Annotated in this window: 20 protein-coding genes; 13 read left to right on the top strand and 7 right to left on the bottom strand. The window is 54.9% G+C overall.

The window, feature by feature from the left end; genetic code table 11:
* Positions 1-58: 58 nt before the first annotated feature.
* Positions 59-928: a MurR/RpiR family transcriptional regulator gene (locus tag HMPREF0201_RS11980; RefSeq protein WP_016536939.1), complete on the bottom strand. Its 870-nt coding sequence runs from the start codon at positions 926-928 to the stop codon at positions 59-61.
* A gap of 376 nt (positions 929-1,304) precedes the next feature.
* Between HMPREF0201_RS11980 and zwf the strand changes: the two genes are divergently transcribed.
* From zwf to kdgA, 3 genes are all read left to right on the top strand, one after another.
* Complete coding sequence (zwf, locus tag HMPREF0201_RS11975) at positions 1,305-2,780, top strand: glucose-6-phosphate dehydrogenase (protein ID WP_039898342.1); 1,476 nt, start codon at positions 1,305-1,307, stop codon at positions 2,778-2,780.
* Between the two features lie 254 nt (positions 2,781-3,034).
* The gene (edd, locus tag HMPREF0201_RS11970; RefSeq protein ID WP_016536936.1) at positions 3,035-4,846 is read left to right on the top strand and encodes a phosphogluconate dehydratase; all 1,812 of its coding nucleotides are present in this window, start codon (positions 3,035-3,037) and stop codon (positions 4,844-4,846) included.
* A gap of 60 nt (positions 4,847-4,906) precedes the next feature.
* The gene (kdgA, locus tag HMPREF0201_RS11965; RefSeq protein WP_016536935.1) at positions 4,907-5,548 is read left to right on the top strand and encodes a bifunctional 4-hydroxy-2-oxoglutarate aldolase/2-dehydro-3-deoxy-phosphogluconate aldolase; all 642 of its coding nucleotides are present in this window, start codon (positions 4,907-4,909) and stop codon (positions 5,546-5,548) included.
* 69 nt (positions 5,549-5,617) lie between these two features.
* Here kdgA and purT read toward each other — a convergent pair whose 3' ends face one another.
* On the bottom strand, positions 5,618-6,796 hold the full coding sequence (purT, locus tag HMPREF0201_RS11960) for a formate-dependent phosphoribosylglycinamide formyltransferase (protein ID WP_039898340.1): 1,179 nt from the start codon (positions 6,794-6,796) through the stop codon (positions 5,618-5,620).
* 136 nt (positions 6,797-6,932) lie between these two features.
* Here purT and HMPREF0201_RS11955 point away from each other — a divergent pair, with 136 nt between their 5' ends.
* The 3 genes from HMPREF0201_RS11955 to ptrB all read left to right on the top strand — a co-directional run bounded on the left by HMPREF0201_RS11955 (position 6,933) and on the right by ptrB (position 10,275).
* Positions 6,933-7,298, top strand: coding sequence for a YebG family protein (locus HMPREF0201_RS11955; protein ID WP_016536933.1), 366 nt, complete (start codon positions 6,933-6,935; stop codon positions 7,296-7,298).
* Between the two features lie 119 nt (positions 7,299-7,417).
* Positions 7,418-8,089 (top strand): tellurite resistance TerB family protein, encoded by a 672-nt coding sequence (locus HMPREF0201_RS11950; protein ID WP_016536932.1) that lies wholly within the window; start codon positions 7,418-7,420, stop codon positions 8,087-8,089.
* 128 nt (positions 8,090-8,217) lie between these two features.
* Positions 8,218-10,275 carry an oligopeptidase B gene (gene ptrB, locus HMPREF0201_RS11945; RefSeq protein ID WP_039899337.1) on the top strand — a complete coding sequence of 686 codons (2,058 nt, stop codon included), beginning with the start codon at positions 8,218-8,220 and terminating at the stop codon, positions 10,273-10,275.
* Here the strand turns inward: ptrB and exoX are convergent.
* Positions 10,272-10,931, bottom strand: a complete 660-nt coding sequence (exoX, locus tag HMPREF0201_RS11940; protein ID WP_016536930.1) for an exodeoxyribonuclease X — start codon at positions 10,929-10,931, stop codon at positions 10,272-10,274. The genes ptrB and exoX overlap by 4 nt on opposite strands.
* Positions 10,932-11,044: 113 nt before the next feature.
* Positions 11,045-11,275 (bottom strand): DNA polymerase III subunit theta, encoded by a 231-nt coding sequence (locus tag HMPREF0201_RS11935; RefSeq protein ID WP_039898338.1) that lies wholly within the window; start codon positions 11,273-11,275, stop codon positions 11,045-11,047.
* A 141-nt stretch (positions 11,276-11,416) separates the two neighbouring features.
* Here HMPREF0201_RS11935 and yobA point away from each other — a divergent pair, with 141 nt between their 5' ends.
* The 7 genes from yobA to HMPREF0201_RS11900 all read left to right on the top strand — a co-directional run bounded on the left by yobA (position 11,417) and on the right by HMPREF0201_RS11900 (position 17,730).
* Positions 11,417-11,791 carry a CopC domain-containing protein YobA gene (gene yobA, locus HMPREF0201_RS11930; RefSeq protein ID WP_016536928.1) on the top strand — a complete coding sequence of 125 codons (375 nt, stop codon included), beginning with the start codon at positions 11,417-11,419 and terminating at the stop codon, positions 11,789-11,791.
* Positions 11,792-11,796: 5 nt separating this feature from the next.
* Positions 11,797-12,672 carry a copper homeostasis membrane protein CopD gene (copD, locus tag HMPREF0201_RS11925; RefSeq protein WP_016536927.1) on the top strand — a complete coding sequence of 292 codons (876 nt, stop codon included), beginning with the start codon at positions 11,797-11,799 and terminating at the stop codon, positions 12,670-12,672.
* Between the two features lie 29 nt (positions 12,673-12,701).
* Positions 12,702-13,046 (top strand): YebY family protein, encoded by a 345-nt coding sequence (locus HMPREF0201_RS11920; protein WP_016536926.1) that lies wholly within the window; start codon positions 12,702-12,704, stop codon positions 13,044-13,046.
* A gap of 535 nt (positions 13,047-13,581) precedes the next feature.
* Positions 13,582-14,037 carry a hypothetical protein gene (locus HMPREF0201_RS11915; protein ID WP_016536925.1) on the top strand — a complete coding sequence of 152 codons (456 nt, stop codon included), beginning with the start codon at positions 13,582-13,584 and terminating at the stop codon, positions 14,035-14,037.
* A 144-nt stretch (positions 14,038-14,181) separates the two neighbouring features.
* The gene (locus HMPREF0201_RS11910) at positions 14,182-15,678 is read left to right on the top strand and encodes a SulP family inorganic anion transporter (protein WP_016536924.1); all 1,497 of its coding nucleotides are present in this window, start codon (positions 14,182-14,184) and stop codon (positions 15,676-15,678) included.
* 256 nt (positions 15,679-15,934) lie between these two features.
* Positions 15,935-17,182: an MFS transporter gene (locus HMPREF0201_RS11905; protein ID WP_016536923.1), complete on the top strand. Its 1,248-nt coding sequence runs from the start codon at positions 15,935-15,937 to the stop codon at positions 17,180-17,182.
* 17 nt (positions 17,183-17,199) lie between these two features.
* Positions 17,200-17,730, top strand: a complete 531-nt coding sequence (locus tag HMPREF0201_RS11900) for a GNAT family N-acetyltransferase (protein ID WP_016536922.1) — start codon at positions 17,200-17,202, stop codon at positions 17,728-17,730.
* 26 nt (positions 17,731-17,756) lie between these two features.
* Here the strand turns inward: HMPREF0201_RS11900 and HMPREF0201_RS11895 are convergent, their stop codons facing one another.
* The 3 genes from HMPREF0201_RS11895 to rsmF all read right to left on the bottom strand — a co-directional run bounded on the left by HMPREF0201_RS11895 (position 17,757) and on the right by rsmF (position 19,992).
* On the bottom strand, positions 17,757-17,948 hold the full coding sequence (locus HMPREF0201_RS11895; protein ID WP_016536921.1) for a YdfD/YebW family protein: 192 nt from the start codon (positions 17,946-17,948) through the stop codon (positions 17,757-17,759).
* Positions 17,949-18,198: 250 nt separating this feature from the next.
* The gene (locus tag HMPREF0201_RS11890; RefSeq protein ID WP_016536919.1) at positions 18,199-18,438 is read right to left on the bottom strand and encodes a YebV family protein; all 240 of its coding nucleotides are present in this window, start codon (positions 18,436-18,438) and stop codon (positions 18,199-18,201) included.
* Between the two features lie 105 nt (positions 18,439-18,543).
* On the bottom strand, positions 18,544-19,992 hold the full coding sequence (gene rsmF, locus HMPREF0201_RS11885) for a 16S rRNA (cytosine(1407)-C(5))-methyltransferase RsmF (protein WP_016536918.1): 1,449 nt from the start codon (positions 19,990-19,992) through the stop codon (positions 18,544-18,546).
* Positions 19,993-20,033: the final 41 nt, after the last annotated feature.

The raw sequence follows: 20,033 nt of genomic DNA, 5'->3' as shown, positions 1-20,033 counted from the left end.
GAGCACCCATGACAACGTAACCGAACAGCCTAATAAGTTACAACTTTGTTATCAAAATTTAACGTTCATCGCCTGAGATAAGACGTTCTTTATCAAAGCGCGATTCTTTGAGCGCTTCCTTGACTCGCTTCAAGTTATCCCTGAATTTTGCGCCCCTGCGCAAAGTAAAGCCGGTTGCCAGCACGTCAATTACGGTTAACTGGGCAAGCCGCGAAACCATCGGCATATAAATGTCGGTATCTTCCGGGACGTCAAGCAGCAGCGAAAGCGTGGCTTCCCGGGCAAGCGGGCTGCCCTCGGACGTGATAGCGAGCACGATGGCATCGTTTTCACGCGCCAGCTGCGCCAGCTCGACCAGATTTTTGGTCCGCCCGGTGTGGGAGATAAGCACCACGACGTCCTGTTCGGTACAATTCATGCAGCTCATGCGCTGCATGACGACATCGTCCGAGTAGATAACCGGCACGTTAAAACGGAAAAATTTGTTCATTGCGTCATGGGCGACGGCGGCGGAAGAGCCGAGGCCAAAGAAGGCAATTTTCTTTGCCTGTGTTAGCAAGTCTACCGCGCGGTTAACGGCGGACATATCCAGCGATTGGCGCACGCGGTCGAGGCTCGCCATTGCGGACTCGAAAATCTTGCCGGTGTAAGACTCGACGCTATCATCTTCATCAACATTGCGGTTTACATAAGGCGTGCCATTCGCCAGACTCTGGGCGAGATGTAGTTTAAAATCAGGGAAGCCTTTGGTTTCCAGGCGGCGGCAGAAGCGGTTAACGGTCGGTTCACTGACATCAGCGCTGCGGGCGAGGGTGGCGATGCTGGAGTGGATGGCATCCTGGGGAGCGGCGAGAATCACTTCTGCGACTTTGCGCTCTGATTTGCTAAGGTGTTCCAGCTGAGACTGGATTTTTTCCAGCATATTCATAAAGACGGGCACTCATGGGTTTTAGCGATTTCATTAACTGGAGAAATCGTGGGCCGATTTAGCAAGAATATACTCTCGCTAAAATGTTAAAGGGCGTGTCACTGACATAATGTTGTTGTTTTTTTTCATTACATGATCGGCGTCTAACTTTGGCACCGGTTACATTGTACGAAAAAACGGCATCAAATAACGATTTAGTGCGGCATTCTGGGAAAAGTTAGCAAATGTGGCGATCAAACCGGGCTTAACGGTTGTCGTCAATTCAGCAAAAGCAGTACATTGCAGCGTAATAAAATTACAAGAGTTGCCCGGCTTAATGCTATCCGCGCCCTTCAGGGGCGGTAACGGCCGGGATATCCGAAACGAGGAGACAAACATGGCGGTAACGCAAACAGCCCAGGCGTGCGATCTGGTCATTTTCGGTGCAAAAGGCGACCTGGCGCGCCGGAAACTGTTGCCATCCCTGTATCAGCTGGAAAAAGCAGGTCAAATCCACCCGGACACCCGTATTCTCGGTGTTGGCCGCGCGGAGTGGGATAAAGAGACATACACCAAAGTGGTACGCGAAGCCCTCGAAACCTTCATGAAAGAGAAGATTGACGAGAGCCTGTGGGAAAAACTGAGCGGTCGCCTTGATTTCTGCAACCTGGACGTCAACGACACCGGCGCTTTCTCCAAACTGGGGAAAATGCTCGACCAGCAGAACCGCGTCACAATCAACTATTTCGCGATGCCGCCAAGCACCTTCGGCGCCATCTGCAAAGGTTTGGGTAAAGCGAAACTCAATGCCAAACCTGCTCGCGTCGTGATGGAAAAACCGCTGGGAACTTCGCTGGAAACCTCCCAGGAGATCAACGACCAGGTTGGTGAATACTTCGAAGAGTGCCAGGTTTACCGTATCGACCACTATCTGGGCAAAGAGACGGTACTCAACCTGCTGGCTCTGCGCTTTGCTAACTCCCTGTTCGCCAACAACTGGGACAACCGCACCATCGATCACGTGGAAATCACCGTGGCCGAGGAAGTGGGCATTGAAGGCCGCTGGGGTTACTTCGATCAGGCCGGGCAGATGCGCGACATGATCCAGAACCACCTGCTGCAAATTCTCTGCATGATTGCTATGTCTCCGCCGTCCGATCTGACTGCTGACCATATCCGCGATGAGAAAGTGAAGGTTCTGCAATCTCTGCGCCGCATCGACCGTACTAACGTGCGGGATAAAACCGTACGCGGTCAGTACACCGCAGGCTTTGCTCAGGGTAAAAAAGTGCCGGGCTACCTCGAAGAAGAGGGCGCTAACAAATCCAGCGCCACCGAAACCTTCGTGGCAATCCGCGTGGACATCGACAACTGGCGCTGGGCCGGCGTGCCGTTCTACCTGCGTACAGGTAAACGTCTGCCAACCAAATGCTCTGAAGTCGTGGTTTACTTCAAGAACCCGGCGCTTAACCTGTTCAAAGACTCCTGGCAGGAGCTACCGCAGAACAAGCTGACCATTCGCCTGCAGCCGGATGAAGGCGTGGATATCCAGATCCTGAACAAAGTACCGGGTCTGGAGCACAAGCATAACCTGCAAACCACCAAGCTTGATCTGAGCTACTCCGAGACCTTTAACGAATCGCATCTGGCGGATGCCTACGAGCGTCTGCTGCTGGAAACCATGCGCGGTATCCAGGCGCTGTTCGTTCGTCGCGATGAGGTAGAAGAGGCGTGGAAATGGGTCGACTCCATCACCGAAGCCTGGGCTGCGGACAACGATGCGCCGAAACCTTACCAGGCTGGCACCTGGGGGCCGGTAGCATCGGTTGCTATGATCACCCGCGACGGGCACTCATGGAACGAATTTGAGTAACAGTCGCGAAGGTTAACGGCAAACAGGCGATAACAAATTGCCTTCATTTTACCGGTAACATGATCTAACACAGAAGTGGCATAGTTTTTTATGAATTAAAGCCCCGCGTGGATTCACCTGCGGGGCTTTTTTATTTACACTAGCTGAAGCGATTTTGCTCCCGATGGCAGGGTTGATGGGCGGTAAGTCAGTTTTTTGCACCCAAAACGAACCTTCTGCAATGCGGGAGAACAGCCACTTTCTGAGGAATTTTTATGAATCCAAATTTGTTACGGGTAACATCGCGCATCATTGAGCGCTCCCGCCCAACGAGAGAAGCCTATCTGGCACGTATCGAGAAGGCTAAGAGCCAAACCGTTCACCGCTCCGAACTGGCCTGCGGTAACCTGGCGCACGGCTTTGCCGCCTGCCAGCCGGATGACAAGGCCGCGCTGAAAAGCATGTTGCGTAACAATATTGCGATCATTACCTCTTACAACGACATGCTCTCTGCCCACCAGCCGTATGAGCATTACCCCGAACAGATCCGCAAAGCGCTGCATTCCGTTGGCGCAGTCGGGCAGGTTGCTGGCGGCGTTCCGGCCATGTGTGACGGCGTAACCCAGGGGCAGGACGGGATGGAGCTTTCGCTGCTCAGCCGCGAAATCATCGCTATGTCTACCGCCGTTGGTCTGTCTCATAATATGTTTGATGGCGCGCTGTACCTCGGCGTGTGCGATAAAATTGTCCCCGGCCTGACGATGGCCGCGCTCTCCTTTGGCCACCTGCCAGCGGTCTTTGTGCCATCGGGCCCGATGGCCAGCGGCCTGCCAAACAAAGAAAAAGTACGCATTCGCCAGCTGTATGCCGAAGGTAAAGTCGATCGCCTTGCGCTGCTGGAAGCCGAAGCGGCCTCTTATCACGCCCCTGGCACCTGTACCTTCTATGGCACCGCTAACACCAACCAGATGGTGGTTGAGTTTATGGGGATGCAACTGCCGGGCTCTTCATTTGTACAGCCGGATGCCGAACTGCGTCACGCGCTGACCGACGCGGCCGCTCGGCAGGTCACCCGCCTGACCGGCAACGGCAACGAGTGGATGCCGCTGGGCAAAATGATCGATGAAAAAGTGGTGGTGAACGGTATCGTGGCGCTGCTGGCAACCGGCGGCTCTACCAACCACACCATGCATCTGGTTGCGATGGCTCGCGCGGCGGGCATCATTATTAACTGGGATGACTTCTCCGATATTTCTGAGATAGTACCGCTGCTGGCGCGCCTTTACCCGAACGGCCCGGCGGATATTAACCACTTCCAGGCGGCTGGCGGCGTGCCTGTTCTTATGCGCGAGCTGCTGAAAGGCGGCCTGCTGCATGAAGATGTGAATACCGTTGCCGGTTTTGGTTTGCAGCATTACACCATGGAGCCGTGGCTGGACAACGGCGAGCTGGCGTGGCGCGAAGGTGCCAGCAAACCGCTGGACAGCGACGTTATCGCGACCATGGAAAAACCGTTCTCACGTCACGGCGGCACCAAAGTGCTGAGCGGCAACCTGGGACGTGCGGTGATGAAAACCTCTGCCGTTCCGGTTGAGAATCAGGTGATTGAAGCCCCGGCCATTATCTTTGAAAGCCAGCATGACGTATTACCGGCCTTTGAGGCAGGTAAACTCGACCGCGACTGCGTGGTTGTGGTGCGTCACCAGGGGCCAAAAGCCAACGGCATGCCAGAATTGCATAAACTTATGCCGCCGCTTGGAGTATTATTGGACCGCTGTTTCAAAATTGCTCTGGTCACCGACGGAAGACTGTCCGGCGCCTCTGGCAAGGTTCCTTCTGCTATCCACGTCACCCCGGAAGCCTACGATGGCGGGCTGCTGGCGAAGGTGCAGGATGGCGATATTATCCGCGTTAACGGCCAGACCGGCGAACTGACGCTGCTGGTGGACGAGGCTGAACTTGCCGCCCGTACCGCTTATCACCCGGATCTCAGCGCAGAGCGCGTGGGAACGGGGCGCGAAATGTTTGGTGCGCTGCGTGAACAGCTTTCCGGCGCTGAACAAGGCGCAACCTGCATTAAATTTTAATCCCGTGGCGGCCTGGCCGCGGCGGTTCACAAATTACAAGTTGGCTGAAGAGGCGCTCAGATGAAAAACTGGAAAACAACAGCGGAACAGATCCTGAAAACAGGACCGGTCGTTCCGGTTATCGTGGTAAACAAGCTGGAACATGCTGTGCCGATGGCAAAAGCGCTGGTAGCCGGTGGCGTGCGTGTGCTGGAAGTTACGCTGCGTACCGCGTGTGCGATGGACGCCATTCGCGCCATCGCCAAAGAAGTGCCGGAAGCCATTATCGGTGCCGGTACCGTGCTGAACCCGCAGCAGCTGGCGGAAGTGACGGAGGCAGGCGCACAGTTCGCTATTAGCCCTGGCCTGACCGAGCCGCTGCTGAAAGCGGCAACCGAAGGCACCATCCCGCTTATCCCGGGTATCAGCACCGTTTCTGAACTGATGCTGGGCATGGACTACGGCCTGAAAGAGTTTAAATTCTTCCCGGCTGAAGCCAATGGCGGCACCAAAGCCCTGCAGGCTATTGCTGGTCCGTTCTCCCAGGTCCGTTTCTGCCCAACCGGCGGTATCTCCCCGGCTAACTACCGTGACTACCTGGCGCTGAAAAGCGTGCTGTGTATCGGCGGCTCCTGGCTGGTTCCGGCGGACGCGCTGGAAGCGGGCGACTACGACCGTATCACCAAACTGGCTCGCGAAGCGGTAGAAGGCGCGAAACAGTAAGCAATAAAAAAGCCCCGCCGCGATGGCAGGGCTTAATCAACAAATCGTCCTTAGTTAAGGGAGATTTTTTTAGCCTTCAACTTTTACCTGAGCCGCAGAAGCAATCGCTCTGGCAACGGCTTCGTCAACGCTATTCCCGGTCGCCAGCGCTACGCCCATGCGGCGTTTACCGCCGATTTCCGGTTTCCCGAACAGGCGCAGCTGTAATCCGCCGCCTAATGCCGCCCCGACATTCGAGTATTTAACATTGTCGCTCTGCAACTCGGGCAGGATAACCGCCGAAGCGGCAGGACCGTATTGGCGAATATCACCGACAGGCAGGCCGAGGAAGGCGCGAACATGCAGGGCGAACTCGGACAAGTCCTGCGAGATAAGCGTTACCATGCCTGTGTCGTGTGGGCGAGGGGAGACTTCGCTGAAGATAACCTCGTCGCCGCAAACAAACAGCTCTACGCCGAACAGGCCGTGCCCGCCGAGTGCGGTAACCACTTTCCCGGCAATCTCTTTAGAGCGCTCAAGGGCAAGGTCGCTCATCTGCTGCGGCTGCCAGGACTCGCGGTAGTCGCCATCTTCCTGACGATGGCCAATAGGCGCACAGAAGTGGATCCCGTCCACGGCGCTGATGGTCAGCAGCGTGATTTCAAAATCAAAATTAACCACGCCTTCAACAATCACGCGGCCTTTACCGGCGCGCCCGCCAAGCTGGGCATATTCCCACGCCTGCGGCAGCTGGTCGGCGGTGCGGATGAAACTTTGCCCCTTGCCTGAAGAGCTCATCACCGGTTTAACAATGCACGGCAGGCCGATTTCCTGCACGGCCTGGCGGAACGCCTCTTCGCTGTCCGCAAAACGGTAACTTGAGGTTGGTAACTGTAATTCTTCCGCCGCCAGACGGCGAATACCTTCGCGGTTCATGGTCAGCTTAGCGGCGCGAGCGCACGGCACAACGCGCTGGCCCTGTTGCTCAAGTTCCAGCAGGGCGTCGGTAGCGATAGCTTCAATTTCAGGAACGATAAAGTCAGGCATTTCGGCGGCAACCAGCGCTTTTAGCGCGGCGGCATCCAGCATATTGATGACGTGGCTGCGGTGCGCGACATGCATCGCAGGCGCATTGGCGTAGCGATCTACGGCGATCACTTCCACGCCGAGGCGCTGGCATTCAATGGCCACTTCTTTACCCAATTCACCGGAGCCAAGCAGCATTACTCGAGTAGCTGCCGGGCGCAGAGCTGTTCCCAACGTTGACATGTGATTTAGCCTTAACAGAGAAAAAAGACCGCGGCAGTATAAACGAAAACGTTTGCGTTGGCAGCGCCTTTCCGGCTTGTGTGTTAAAATGAATGACGTTATACTGGATAAATAAACAGGTAAATGGAGCTGCAAAATGGCGGTCGAAATTAAATATGTGGTGGTGAGAGAGGGACAAGAGAAAATGGCCTTTGCCAGTAAAAAGGACGCTGACGCTTACGACAAAATGCTGGATCTAGCCGAAGTGCTGGGTGAATGGCTACAGCAAAGCCCACTCGAGCTTGAAGAAGGGCAGAGCGACACTCTGGCGATGTGGATGGCGGAAAACAAAGACCTGCTGGCAGGCGTGCTGAAAAACGGCAAGCTGCCGGAGCCAGAAACGGCAAGCGTCGGGGCAGAAGCTGCCGCTGCTGAACCAAAAGCGGATGCACAGGAACTGGCTGCGGTATCTGAAGATAACGTTAGCGAACACACCGGGCGCAAACGCACCAAAGCGGCATAACACGGCATGCCGGCGCCGGGCTACCGGCGCGATTCTTTTCCCATCTTTAGCCCTCTGATACGTTTCTTGACGTGCCGTGGCCTACTCTCGACGAGTTAAGCCAATAAGGGGTGCCTGTCATGAATAACTGGTTACAGCAGCTTCAGTCGTTACTGGGGCAATCAACGTCCTCTCAGCAATCTTCCCAGCCAGGCGCTGGCCCGGAAGGGCTTAGCAAGCTGCTGGTGCCCGGCGCACTCGGCGGCCTGGCGGGGCTACTGCTGGCAAGCAAGTCTTCACGCAAATTGCTAACAAAATACGGCACCAGCGCCCTGTTGGTCGGCGGCGGTGCGGTAGCCGGTAGCGTGTTGTGGAACAAGTACAAAGAGCGGGTTCGCCAGAGCCAGCCGCAGGCCAGTGGCTACGGGCATCAGCACTCTTCCGTCGATGTGCGCACGGAGCGCCTGATAACCGCCCTGGTGTTTGCCGCCAAAAGCGATGGTCATATCGACGCCAAAGAACGTCAGTTCATCGAGCAACAGCTGCGCGAAACGGGCATCGACGGCGAAGGCAAAGCCCTGATTGAGCGAGCCATCGACCGGCCGCTGGATCCGCAACTGCTGGCGCGTGATGTGAAAAACGAAGAGGAAGCGCTGGAGCTTTATTATCTCAGCTGCACCGCTATCGACGTCGATCACTTTATGGAGCGCAGTTACCTCAGCGCGCTGGGCGATGCTCTGAATATCCCGCAGGATGTCAGGGCGAGCATTGAGCAGGATATTCAGCAGCAGAAGCTGGCTCTTCCTGCCTGACGCCTGATTTTCTCCGCTTTTACAGTGCCGGGCTTCCCGGCATTTTCGTGTTATCCCTCACGTTTCGCTTGCAAGCTCGCCTGAATTTGCCACCCTTACAGGGTGTTAAATGACAAATGAAGAAACTGATGCCGCCAAAAGCTAAAAAAATTCCCCACGCTATGACCACTCATGGCGATACCCGCACGGACAACTATTACTGGCTGCGCGACGATGAGCGTGCCGACCCGGCGGTGCTTGAATATCTGAACCAGGAAAATGACTACGGCAAAACGATAATGGAGAGCCAGCGGGCGTTGCAGGACAGGCTGCTGGAAGAGATGATCGCGCGTATTCCGCCGCATGATGTCTCGGCTCCTTATGTCAAAAACGGCTATCGCTACCGGCAGGTGTATGAAAAGGGAAATGAGTACCCGATTTATCAGCGCCAGTCCGCTATGCGTGATGAGTGGGAGGCCTGGGAACTGCTGCTGGATGCCAACAAACGTGCCGCCCACAGCGAGTTTTACACCATGGGCGGTTTAGCGATTACGCCGGACAATGAAGTCATGGCCCTGGCCGAGGATTATTTATCACGACGCCAGTTTGGCATTCGCCTGCGTAACCTGAAAACCGGCAACTGGTACCCGGAACTGCTTGATAATGTCTCCAGCAGCTTTGTCTGGGCTAATGACTCGATAACGCTTTACTACGTGCGCAAACACCCGAAAACGCTGCTGCCTTACCAGGTCTGGCGGCATACGCTTGGCCATCCGGTTGCGGATGACCAACTGGTGTATGAGGAAAAAGACGATACTTTCTACGTCAGCGTGCATAAGACAACGTCTAAGCACTTTATTGTGATTCATCTTGCCAGCGCGACCACCAGCGAGGCACTGCTGCTGGATGCCGAACTGGCGGATGCCCAGCCGCAGGTATTTGCCCCCCGCCGTAAAGATCACGAATACACGCTCGACCACTACCAGCATAATTTTTACCTGCGCTCCAATAAAGACGGGAAAAACTTTGGTCTTTACCGCAGCGCGGTCAGGGATGAAAAACAGTGGGAGACGCTGATTGCCCCACGCGAGCAGGTGATGCTCGAAGATTTCACCCTGTTCAAAGACTGGCTGGTTGTCGAGGAGCGCCAGCAGGGGCTGACCAGCCTGCGCCAGATTAACCGCCACACCAGAGAATCCACCGGGATTGCTTTTGATGACCCGGCCTATGTGACCTGGCTTGGCTACAACCCGGAGCCGGAGACCGCGTGCCTGCGCTATGGTTACTCTTCCATGACCACGCCGGACACGCTGTTTGAGCTAAATATGGATAGCGGCGAACGCAGGGTCATCAAGCAGACCGAAGTTGCGGGCTTTGAGGCCAGCAACTACCGCAGCGAGCATCTCTGGATAACGGCGCGGGATGGCGTTCAGGTACCGGTTTCGCTGGTTTACCACCGCAAGCACTTCCGGCCCGGCAAAAATCCGCTGTTGGTTTACGGCTATGGCTCCTACGGCAGCAGCATGGATGCCGATTTTAGCGGCAGCCGCCTGAGTCTTCTGGATCGCGGCTTTGTCTACGCCATCGCTCACGTACGCGGCGGCGGTGAGCTGGGGCAGCAGTGGTACGAAGACGGTAAATATTTGAAGAAGATGAACACCTTCAACGACTACCTCGACGTCTGCGATGAGCTATTAAAGCTGGGGTATGGCGATCCTGACCTGCTCTATGGCATGGGCGGTAGCGCGGGCGGAATGTTGATGGGCACGGCGATTAATTTACGCCCGGAGCTTTTTCACGGCGTGGTGGCCCAGGTGCCGTTTGTCGATGTTGTTACCACGATGCTGGACGAGTCTATCCCGCTGACGACCGGCGAATTTGAAGAGTGGGGCAATCCGCAGGATGAAGAATATTACCGCTATATGAAGCAATACAGCCCTTATGACCAGGTTAGCGAGCAGGCTTACCCGCATTTGCTGGTGACGACCGGCCTGCACGACTCGCAGGTTCAATACTGGGAGCCGGCTAAGTGGGTAGCTAAACTTCGCGATCACAAGCGGGACGATACATTGCTCCTGTTGTGTACCGATATGGACTCAGGGCACGGAGGGAAATCGGGGCGTTTCAAAGCCTATGAGGGCGTGGCGCTGGAGTTTGCCTTCCTGATAGCCCTGGCGCAGGGAACTCTGCCAGGGCGAATGCATTAATCGGCAAGATAATGTTTTAGCGTCATCCGCAGATCCGGGGCCAGCTCTTTGATGTTATTCAGCATCCAGCGAAGATAACCCGGATCGTCCTCGGCGATTTCCGCGATAGGCTTGCCGCGGTATTTGCCAAACATCATGGTGGTCACCAGCGCCGGGCGGCCGGTAACGGTGACCATTTGCTCGGCGCTCCAGCCGGAAACTTCCATTATTTTCAGCAGCAGCGCCGCGGTGATGTAGCAGTCAAACAGCGCCCGGTGCTGATGCAGCCCGGCAGGCGTTTCTACCTCAAGCTTCAGCGATTTATACAGCCCCATATTGCTGTACTTGATCCCCGGCCAAAGGCGACGAGCCAGCTTGACGGTACATATCCAGTCACCCGGCATTTCCGGCAGCATTCGCCTGTCGAAGCTGGCATTGTGGGCGACGTAATAAGGGCTGCCGTGGTAGCGAGGGATAACATCTTCAATCCACGGCTTATCGGCGACCATCTGTTCGGTGATTTTATGAATAGCCATCGCCTGATGGCTGATGGGGCGGTCGGGGCGTACCAAATCGCTCATCGGGTTAACTATCTGGCCGTCGATAATGTCTACCGAGGCCACTTCCACCACGCCGCCCTGCAATCCGCAGGTTTCGGTATCGATAATGCGCAGCATTCGAGGCTCCATTAACAGGTTTTAGCATCCTGCCATACAGGCGTAACGTTTCCGTACCCTAACAAGAAACAGAGTAATATCCATTTCGTCACTTGTTGAGCAGTGGTAATGATTTATTTTTGCTTGGGTTCATACGGCAGGCGAGAGAGTTTTACCGAAGCCAGCCGGTGGGCAATTAACCGCTCGCGGAACCAGGTTCTGAGGTGTTCAGGCTGTTCGCGCTCAACCACTTCGGCAACGATCGGCATATTATAACGTTCTTTAAAGGCCACGCCCGCGGCGGCGAGATCGACGTTGACTTTGTCCATCTCTTCCTGGGGCAAATCGGCGAGATTGTAGCTCATCATATCCTCCTGCAATGTCAGCGCAGAAGTTACTGTTTTGCGCCACGGATGACAAGTAACAATAGCTTATCCCGTCTCGACTTGATATCGGGGGGGAGTTATCCTTTCCGCCTTATCACATAACAAAAAGGAATAGTTAATATGGCGTTCATCTCTTCCCGCATCGCAACCGTGGCCGCGTTTGTTGCCGCAATGGCCGTTTCCCCTGCCGTCCTTGCTCACGCACATTTAAAGCAGCAGTCCCCGGCAGCCGATGCCGCGGTTACCGCTTCGCCGCAGGCGCTGACGCTGAGTTTCTCTGAAGGCGTGGAGCCAGGCTTTAGCGGCGTGACCGTTACCGGCCCGCAGCAGGCGAATGTAAAAACCGGCAAAGTGAAGCTCAATGCAACGGATAACAAACAGCTTATTGTGCCGGTAGAAGAGGCGTTAAAGCCGGGTGATTATTCGGTGGACTGGCATGTAGTGTCGGTTGACGGGCACAAAACTAAAGGCAACTACCACTTCTCCGTGAAGTAACCGCCATGCTGTCGGCGTTTTACATCGCGCTGCGCTTTGTCCATTTCACCGCGTTGATGGTGCTGCTTGGCAGCGCCATTTGCTGCTCGCTGTTGGCTCCGCAACGTTTTAAACCGGTACTGGTGCGCCGCCTGCAAATGCAGTGGCGGCCGGCGGTCTGGCTCTCTCTGCTCAGCGCCTGCCTGCTGTTTATGGCTCAGGCCGGGCTGATGGGCGACGGCTGGGCGGATGTGTTCTCCCCGGATGTCTGGCTCGCGGTTGCGGGCACCCGCTTTGGCTCGGTGTGGATCTGGCAGCTGCTGCTGGCGGTGGCTACTTTTGGCGTGGTGCTGCTCAGGCCTCGTGCGCTACAGGGATTATTATTGCTGTTGGCCGCCGCCCAGCTCATTTTACTGGCCGGAGCAGGGCATGCCGCAATGCACGACGGCGCTCTCGGCGCTTTTCAACGCATCAATCACGCTATTCATCTTCTGAGCGCGGCCTGGTGGGCGGGTGGTCTTCTGCCGCTGCTGGTCTGTATGCACATGGCGCGCAAACCACGCTGGCGAGGCCCGGCAATTACGGCGATGATGCGTTTTTCCCGTTATGGGCACCTTGCCGTGGCGACCGTTCTGGTCACCGGCATTGTCAACGGCCTGCTCATTTTGGGCTGGTCTCTGCCTGTGGAAAGCGGGTATTTTCGACTGCTGGCGCTGAAAGTAGCGCTGGTGGCGGTGATGGTCATTCTGGCGCTGGTTAACCGTTATTTGCTGGTGCCGCGTTTTGATTCCGCACGGGCCGGGGCGCAAAAACGTTTCATCCAGCTGACCTGGCTGGAAGTTATTTTATCGGTGGCGGTAATTCTGCTAGTCAGTATATTCGCGACCTGGGAGCCGTTCTGACGGCAACGAACTGGTTAGATGAGAGATTCATGAAAAAGAGCATTTTGACTTTACTGCTGATGGCCTGCGCCAGTTCCGCGCTTGCCGCCCCGCAAATTATCACCGTGAGCCGCTTTGAGGTGGGTAAAGACAAATGGGCGTTCAACCGCGAAGAGGTGATGCTCAGCTGCCGCGCGGGTAACGCCCTGTTTGCTATTAACCCTAGCACCCTGATGCAGTATCCGCTGAACGATGTTGCGGAACAGCAGGTGAAAAGCGGTAAAACTACCGGGCAGCCGATCGGCGTGATTCAGGTTGATGACCCGCAGCATCCGGGGCAGAAAATGAGCCTTGAGCCATTTGTAGAACGCGCTCAGAAGCTGTGTAAAAGCTAAAAACCGCATAAAATCTCGCCATAAAAAAACAGCAATAACCTCAAGGGGATATTGCTGTTTTTGCATAAACAGTCACCTTAAATGCGGCTTTTTTCTGACCACTTTTGCTGCGGACTGGAAAACCTGCGTCGGTAATCTATTCTTAAGAGGCAAGGCGACTTAGCCTGCATTAATGCCAACTTTTAGCGCACGGCTCTCTCCCAAGAGCCATTTCCCTGGACCGAATACAGGAATCGTGTTCGGTCTTTTTTTTGCCCGGAAACCGGCGAGGCTGCTTGCGCGAGAAAGATTTCCCATCACCTTCCTGACCCCACCTGTGCGCTAAAACCATACCATAACTTGCGGGCTTTTCGTCCAGCGTTTTTTTCTGATTTTGTTAATTATTTGTTGCGCAAGAGATTCTGTCGTATGAGGGGGAACCTACCTAAAAGAGTAGGGCTTTTATTCAACTTTTTTCATCGCTAAGTTTTATCATATCGGACTTGGTGGTTTTTTTAGTTTGTCTGTCTCAGGGAGGAGAGCGTAAGGATGAGTAATGAAAATAATAATGTTTACCGTGGGGCTTTTGGCGGCTTCGCTTTCAGGCGCCCACGGCGCAGAGCAGCAAAGAGAATATAATACCTGGCATAAAAAGAATGGCGTTCTGTATGGCATGACGCAGACCGCCGAGCACGAGCCGGTGCTGGTCAGTATCGGTAACGCCGGGTTTGAATCGGCAAATATGGTTGTTTCGTATACGCGAAGCGGTAATTGTGACGAAGCCGGGCGCAGCGCAAAACTGGAAATTGACGGCAAAATTGTTCCTGCGGAATATCGCTGTTTTCCACTCAAAGATAAAATTCTCGAGCATTTTGTTATAGCCGAAGCCGCGCAGGCCAATTATGTGGTCGAACGGCTGACTTCAGATTTTACGGTGTTAATTCAGAAGGACATCAAGCTGTGGGCGGCAAACGTTAAGTCTCCGAAATTTGGCGTCGGCCCGCGTCTTTAAATTCGTGCTTTGCTTTCCGGCATTGGAGTATGATGCCGGTCACAAAAATTCGCATCACGCCCGGGACGAAGCTACAATCCCCGCCTTGCTGACCGCGTTCCAGTAGAGGCGCGGCGTTCATAACAAATAAGCCTGCATTTCACTATGACAAACCAAACCGAGCTTGCCGCTCAACATGCGCGTGAAAATAGTCTTCGCGCCGTGCTTCGTTCGCCGCGCCTGATCCAGCGCGAAATTTTAGCCGGGGTGGTCACTGCCCTGGCGCTAATCCCCGAAGTTATCTCTTTCTCGCTGATTGCCGGAGTTGACCCCAAAGTCAGCCTAATCGCTTCCATTGTCTTGTGCCTGGCGATGTCGATACTTGGCGGACGTCCGGCGATGGTTACCGCCGCTGCCGGGTCGGTAGCTTTGGTTATTGGGCCGATGGTGCACCAGTATGGCGTGGGCTACATCCTGCCCGCGGTTGTGCTGGCCGGAGGTATTCAGATCCTGTTCGGCGTGACGGGCCTGGCGCGCATGATGCGCTATATTCCGCTGTCGGTGATGACCGGTTTTGTAAACGCTCTGGGGATACTGATTTTCTTTGCTCAGGTGCCGCACGTATGGGGACAAAGCCAGCTGGTCTGGGTGCTATTCGCTATTACGCTTGCCGTGGTTTTACTTCTACCCAGAGTGCTCAAATCCGTGCCTTCGCCGCTGGTGGCGATTGTGCTGGTGACCGCCGCCAGCGTTGCAATGGGCTGGACGCTGCCTACCGTTGGCGACAGCGGGCCAATGAAGGCAGGGCTGCCGGGGTTAACTGAACTGCTGGTTCCGCTCAATATGGAGACGCTGCACATTATCTGGCCTTGCGCGCTGAGCATCGCTTTCGTCGGGCTTATGGAGTCACTGCTCACGGCCAAACTGGTGGATGAGCTGACCGATACGCCTTCCAGTAAACGCCGCGAGTGCTGGGGGCTTGGCCTGTCCAATATCTTTGCTGGTTTTTATGGGGGGATTGCGGGCTGCGCGATGATTGGCCAAACCATTGTTAACGTAGAGCTGGGGAGAGGGCGCACGCGGCTTTCTACTCTGTCTGCGGCGCTGGTACTGCTGCTCCTGGTCACGGCGTTAAGCTCCGTCATGGCAAAAATTCCTATGGTGGTGCTGGCCGGAATCATGATGATTGTTGCGGTGAAAACGCTGAACTGGCACAGCGTCTCGCCCGCGACTCTGCGCAGGATGCCGGTCCCTGAAACGCTGGTGATGCTGACCACCGTCGCTGTCACCGTTTATACGGACAACCTGGCCCTGGGCGTGCTGGGCGGAGTGATTTTCGCTATGATGCTGTTCGCTCGCCGCATTGCGCATGTGGTAAAAGCGGAGCGTCAGCTTTCTGATGATGGAAACGCGGTGACCTACCGGGTCCGTGGCCCGCTATTTTTTGCCAGCAGCAATGATTTGGTGGAGCATTTTCACTATGCCGACGATCCGCAGCGGGTGATTATCGACTTGACCCATGCTCAGATTTGGGACGCCTCAACGGTTGCCGTCCTGGATGCGGTTGAAACCCGATACCGGCGTTACAATGCCGACGTCGAGATTATTGGCCTGGATGTACGCAGCGCCGATTTCCATCAGCGTTTAAGCGGCAAGCTTTAGTATTTAATCGGCAGCTTTTGGTTGCCGATTTCACTTTTTATTGATGCAGAATTAAACACCACTTTTTGAGCAGTACGTCACAATTTTTCACTACATTTCGCTGCCTTCCAGACCCTTTGAATCATAAGCTCGGGAATTAAACAATCCTGCAACATTTCCGTTGCGGCACCTTTCGGAATATCTTATTACTATTTAACCGCTTATTTATCTGCAAGCGGCCCCGCCTCCACTATAACGATAATTAACAGGAAAAATTATGACGACAAAATATGCCGTCCGGGAGGACGCTACGCCGGGTTTTATTCAAACGCTAAAAACCTTCCCGTCTACGGTGATTGCGCTGCTGTTTTTTACTTTGGTTATTCGCTTCAGTTATTTTATGGCATGGCCGTTTATGACGGTGATAATGACCCGTAATTACCATCTGTCGCCGGTTTCGGTCGGAATAGCGATGACCAGCAGCGCGCTGCTGGCCGTAGGGCTGGGCATGTACGGCGGCCAGCTGTCTGACAAGCTGGGGCGGCGCGGCATATTGTCTCTTGGGTGCGCTTTATCTTTTGTCGGTTATGCCCTGTTGGGGCTGGCGGGCGGGATGACTCTATTTATCATGGGATTAATGATTGTCGGGGTCTGCTTCGCCTGGGTTGAGCCGCCGATCAGAGCCCTGATGAGCGATTTATTAGGCGACCGCCGCCGCCGCGCGCTGGCGCTGCAAATACGTTATTACCTCGTCAACGTTGCCGCGGTAACCGGCCCGCTGGTGGGAATAGCATTTGGGCTTACGTCGCAAAAAGGCACCTTCGTAATTACCGCAATAAGCTATTTGCCGCTGCTGGTTTATACCTTGCTTTATATTCCTGCGGGAAAGTTAATCAGTGATAAAACGCAGTCAGCGCCGACTATAAGGCTGAGGGATATTATGCTTATCATCGCCCGCGATAAACTTTTTGTCGCCGCGCTGATGTGCAGTATTTTATGCGCCGTGGTGTTTGTTCACTATGAGTCCGTGGTGCCGCTTTACCTGCTGACGCTCGACGCGGAGGCCGCGGTGAAGCTCATCACGCTGATCCTGGTTTCTAACGCCTGTACCGTGCTAATAGCTCAGCTTTTCCTGGTGCGCTTCCTGGCCCGGGTTAGCTTGCCTAACCGTATTCTGCTGGGCGGGGCTATTTTCGCGCTTTCCCAACTGCTGTTTTGGTCGGTGCGCGCCCCGGATGCTCTGCTATGGGTGGGCGTGACTATCGTTTTCAGTATTGGAGAGGCGATTTTGATGCCGAACCTGAACATCCTGCTGGATCAGCTTGCGCCGGATGAACACCGGGGGGCTTATCTGGGCGCTTCCACTTTGTCCACGCTTGGTATTGCGCTGGGGCCGTTAATCGGCGGAGTGATGTTAACCCTGACCGGGGCGGGCGTTTTTCTCAGCACCGCGCTGTTTAGCCTGCTGCTGTGCGCTATTATCTACGCCAGCAAAGCGGGCATACGGCAGCGATTACAAGAATAAATTTTGCGGGAGTTATTATGTTTACCGAAGCACCACGAATTGAAACAGAGCGTCTGATCCTGCGTCATTTTACGCTGGACGATTACCCGGCCCTGGTTGCCTGCTGGTCTGACCCGGAAATGGTGAAGTTTATCGGCGGCGGCAAACCACAGGATAAAGAAATGAGCTGGGGAAGGCTGCTGCGTTACATCGGCCACTGGCAGGCTCTGGGCTATGGCTACTGGGCGTTGTTTGAGAAGCAAAGCGGCCATTTTGTCGGGGCGTTCGGCTTTCAGAATGCTCAGCGCGACCTGACTCCTGAGCTGGAATACCCTGAGGCGGGCTGGACGTTAATTCCAACGGCTCACGGCAAAGGTTATGCGGTAGAAGCTCTGGAAGCGGTGCTGGGCTGGGCGGATGAGTGCTTCGATGTGCCGGTATGCTGCATTATTGACGACGACAATCAGTGCTCGATTCGGCTGGCGGAGCGTTTTGGCTTCCGTTTTCAGCACTATGTGGGCTATCACAATAAGCAGGTAAGAATGCTGGTTCGCCCGCTTAACCGCTAATCCCTTAACAGGCGGCCTGAATCCACTCAGAAATCAGCGTATTCCTGAGCAGGCCGCCAGAACCCATCGATAAACTCTTCAACCGGATAACAGCCGCCGTGGCGCATGCGCTGCTCGCTCATCGCGCTCAGGCACTGGCGTTCGGTATTAAACACCTCAAGAACCAGATCGTCGCAGCCGCCATCCAGGTAACAAACGAATAAAACCAAAGCAAACATTAGCGCCTCTGAACCGCTTCGTTTGGTTTAAGTGTAGGGGAGCTGGCAGGATAGGGGGAATAAACCTTTAAAATAACCCGTCATGAGGACGGGGAGACTGCCGATAAAGTTCATTGATTTAAAAATCCTGAACTTCGGTCTGACAAAAACAATGAATAATGTTTTCTGACTTGCCCCAAATGGTCGAAAACCACGTTTTTCGGCTGTTTGTCATGGAAATAACCCGTCCGGGAGACGGGTTCATCTTGAGTCAGGCAAGGCGCATGACCCAGGCATCACGCTGCTGGTCGTAATGTTGAAGGTAAAGAACGGAATGTTCACCGTCCAGTACGGCGGGAATAGAGGTTTTATCGTCCCACGCATCCAGCTGCATGCACAGGTCAGGGTCGGATTTGCAGGGGATGCTTAACGTCCGATCCCCCTGCTGTTCACCGTGTAATTCGGCATCGTCGATTTCGAATATACCGATTCGGACATTGGTTTTTGTCATCTTGCGCTCCTTGTTATCTGCGGCAGGTGGTATGACCAGTAGGTCGCCCCATTTTCAGCGTAGTCAAGGCAGCACAAATTGCCAAATTAAAAAGTGCTTATTTCTTTATTCGGCCCGGGGTGCGGCAAATAACTTACCGTCGCGCACCAGATCCCGCGGGTAGCTGTTTTTCAGGCGTGAACCCACTTTGCGCGCCAGGCCGAGCGGTTGCCTCTGAAAAGTGACAATCACCTCATCGCGTGACGGTGTCACTTCAGGATAAATATCCCGCCCACGATACCACTCTTCGGCCTCCGGTTCGCTCAGCTCGAAGCAAAGCGGATTGTCACTTTTTACCAGGGCAATCACCGCTTCGTGTTGCCAGCGGAAGCCTTTATTGTGCTGTTCAGCCAGGCGCAGGCCAATTCGGGAGAAGCGCACTTTGCCGATAAGCGGCTCTATTTCAGTCGGGAACAGCCAGATCTCTTTATCCCGCTGCCACAGGCGAAGCTGGTCTCCCCAGATTAAGCCCGATTTTTCAGCCGCCGCCGTAACATCGGCTGCCGCTTTGCCTTTCATTGGCGCAAAGGGGAATTTCCCTACTTTATAACCCGGCTCGGGAAGTTGTTCGATAGATGCGGTTTTGCGCAGGCGCGCAACGAAAAAACCTTCACAGTCGTAGATCTGCGGGAAGACGTGCAGGAAACCGTCCGGCGTAAGAGCGCGTTTCGCCTCGGGGAAAAGCTCGCCAAGAGGCGCAATTTCAACCGCCTGCGGGTAAGTGTCCAGTAGCCACTGGCAGATTTCCTGGTTTTCTTCGCGGTTTAGCGTGCAGGTAGAGTAAACCAGCGTGCCTCCTGGGCGAAGAGCATGGAACGCGCTTTCAATCAGCTCACGCTGCGTATTGGCAATCTCTGCCGTGCTTTCCGGTGACCAGTTGCGAAGCGCATCGGGGTCTTTACGCACCACGCCTTCGCCGGAACAGGGGGCGTCCAGCAAAATAGCGTCAAAAGCTTCCGGCAGGGCTGCACCAAAAACGCGGCCGTCAAAATGGGTCAGGGCAACGTTGCTGATGCCGCAGCGGCTGATGTTGGCGTGCAGCACCTTTACCCGGCTGGCCGAATACTCGTTGGCGAGGATCGCTCCATTGTTGCCCAATCGGGCGGCTATTTGGGTGGTTTTGGATCCCGGGGCAGCGGCCACATCCATGATGCGTTCCGGCTGGTTACCATCGGCAAACAGGGCGGCAACCGGCAGCATCGAGCTGGCTTCCTGGATGTAAAAAAGGCCGCTTAAATGTTCGGCGGTGCTGCCCAGGGGAAGCGTATTTTCATCATCGCGCTCAATCCAGAAGCCCTCTTCGCACCACGGAACCGGCGTCAGCCGCCAGCCGTAAGGCGCAACAAGCGCTAAAAAGTCGCTCACGGTTATCTTCAGCGTGTTCACCCGAAGGCTGCGGCGCAGCGGTAGCTGGCAGTATTCGATAAAGCTTTCCAGCGTCTGGTCGGCGGGAAGCGCCTCGCGAATAGCGTCGAGGAAAGCTTGCGGAAGATAAACGGCAGTAGGTTGAGCCATGAAAAACGCCCCTGGAAAAAATAAGGGGCGCAGTTTAGCAC

Source organism: Cedecea davisae DSM 4568 (assembly GCF_000412335.2).
GTDB lineage: Bacteria > Pseudomonadota > Gammaproteobacteria > Enterobacterales > Enterobacteriaceae > Cedecea > Cedecea davisae.
The sequence above is the reverse complement of the archived record's forward strand: the minus strand, read 5'-3'. Positions and strand labels throughout refer to the sequence as shown.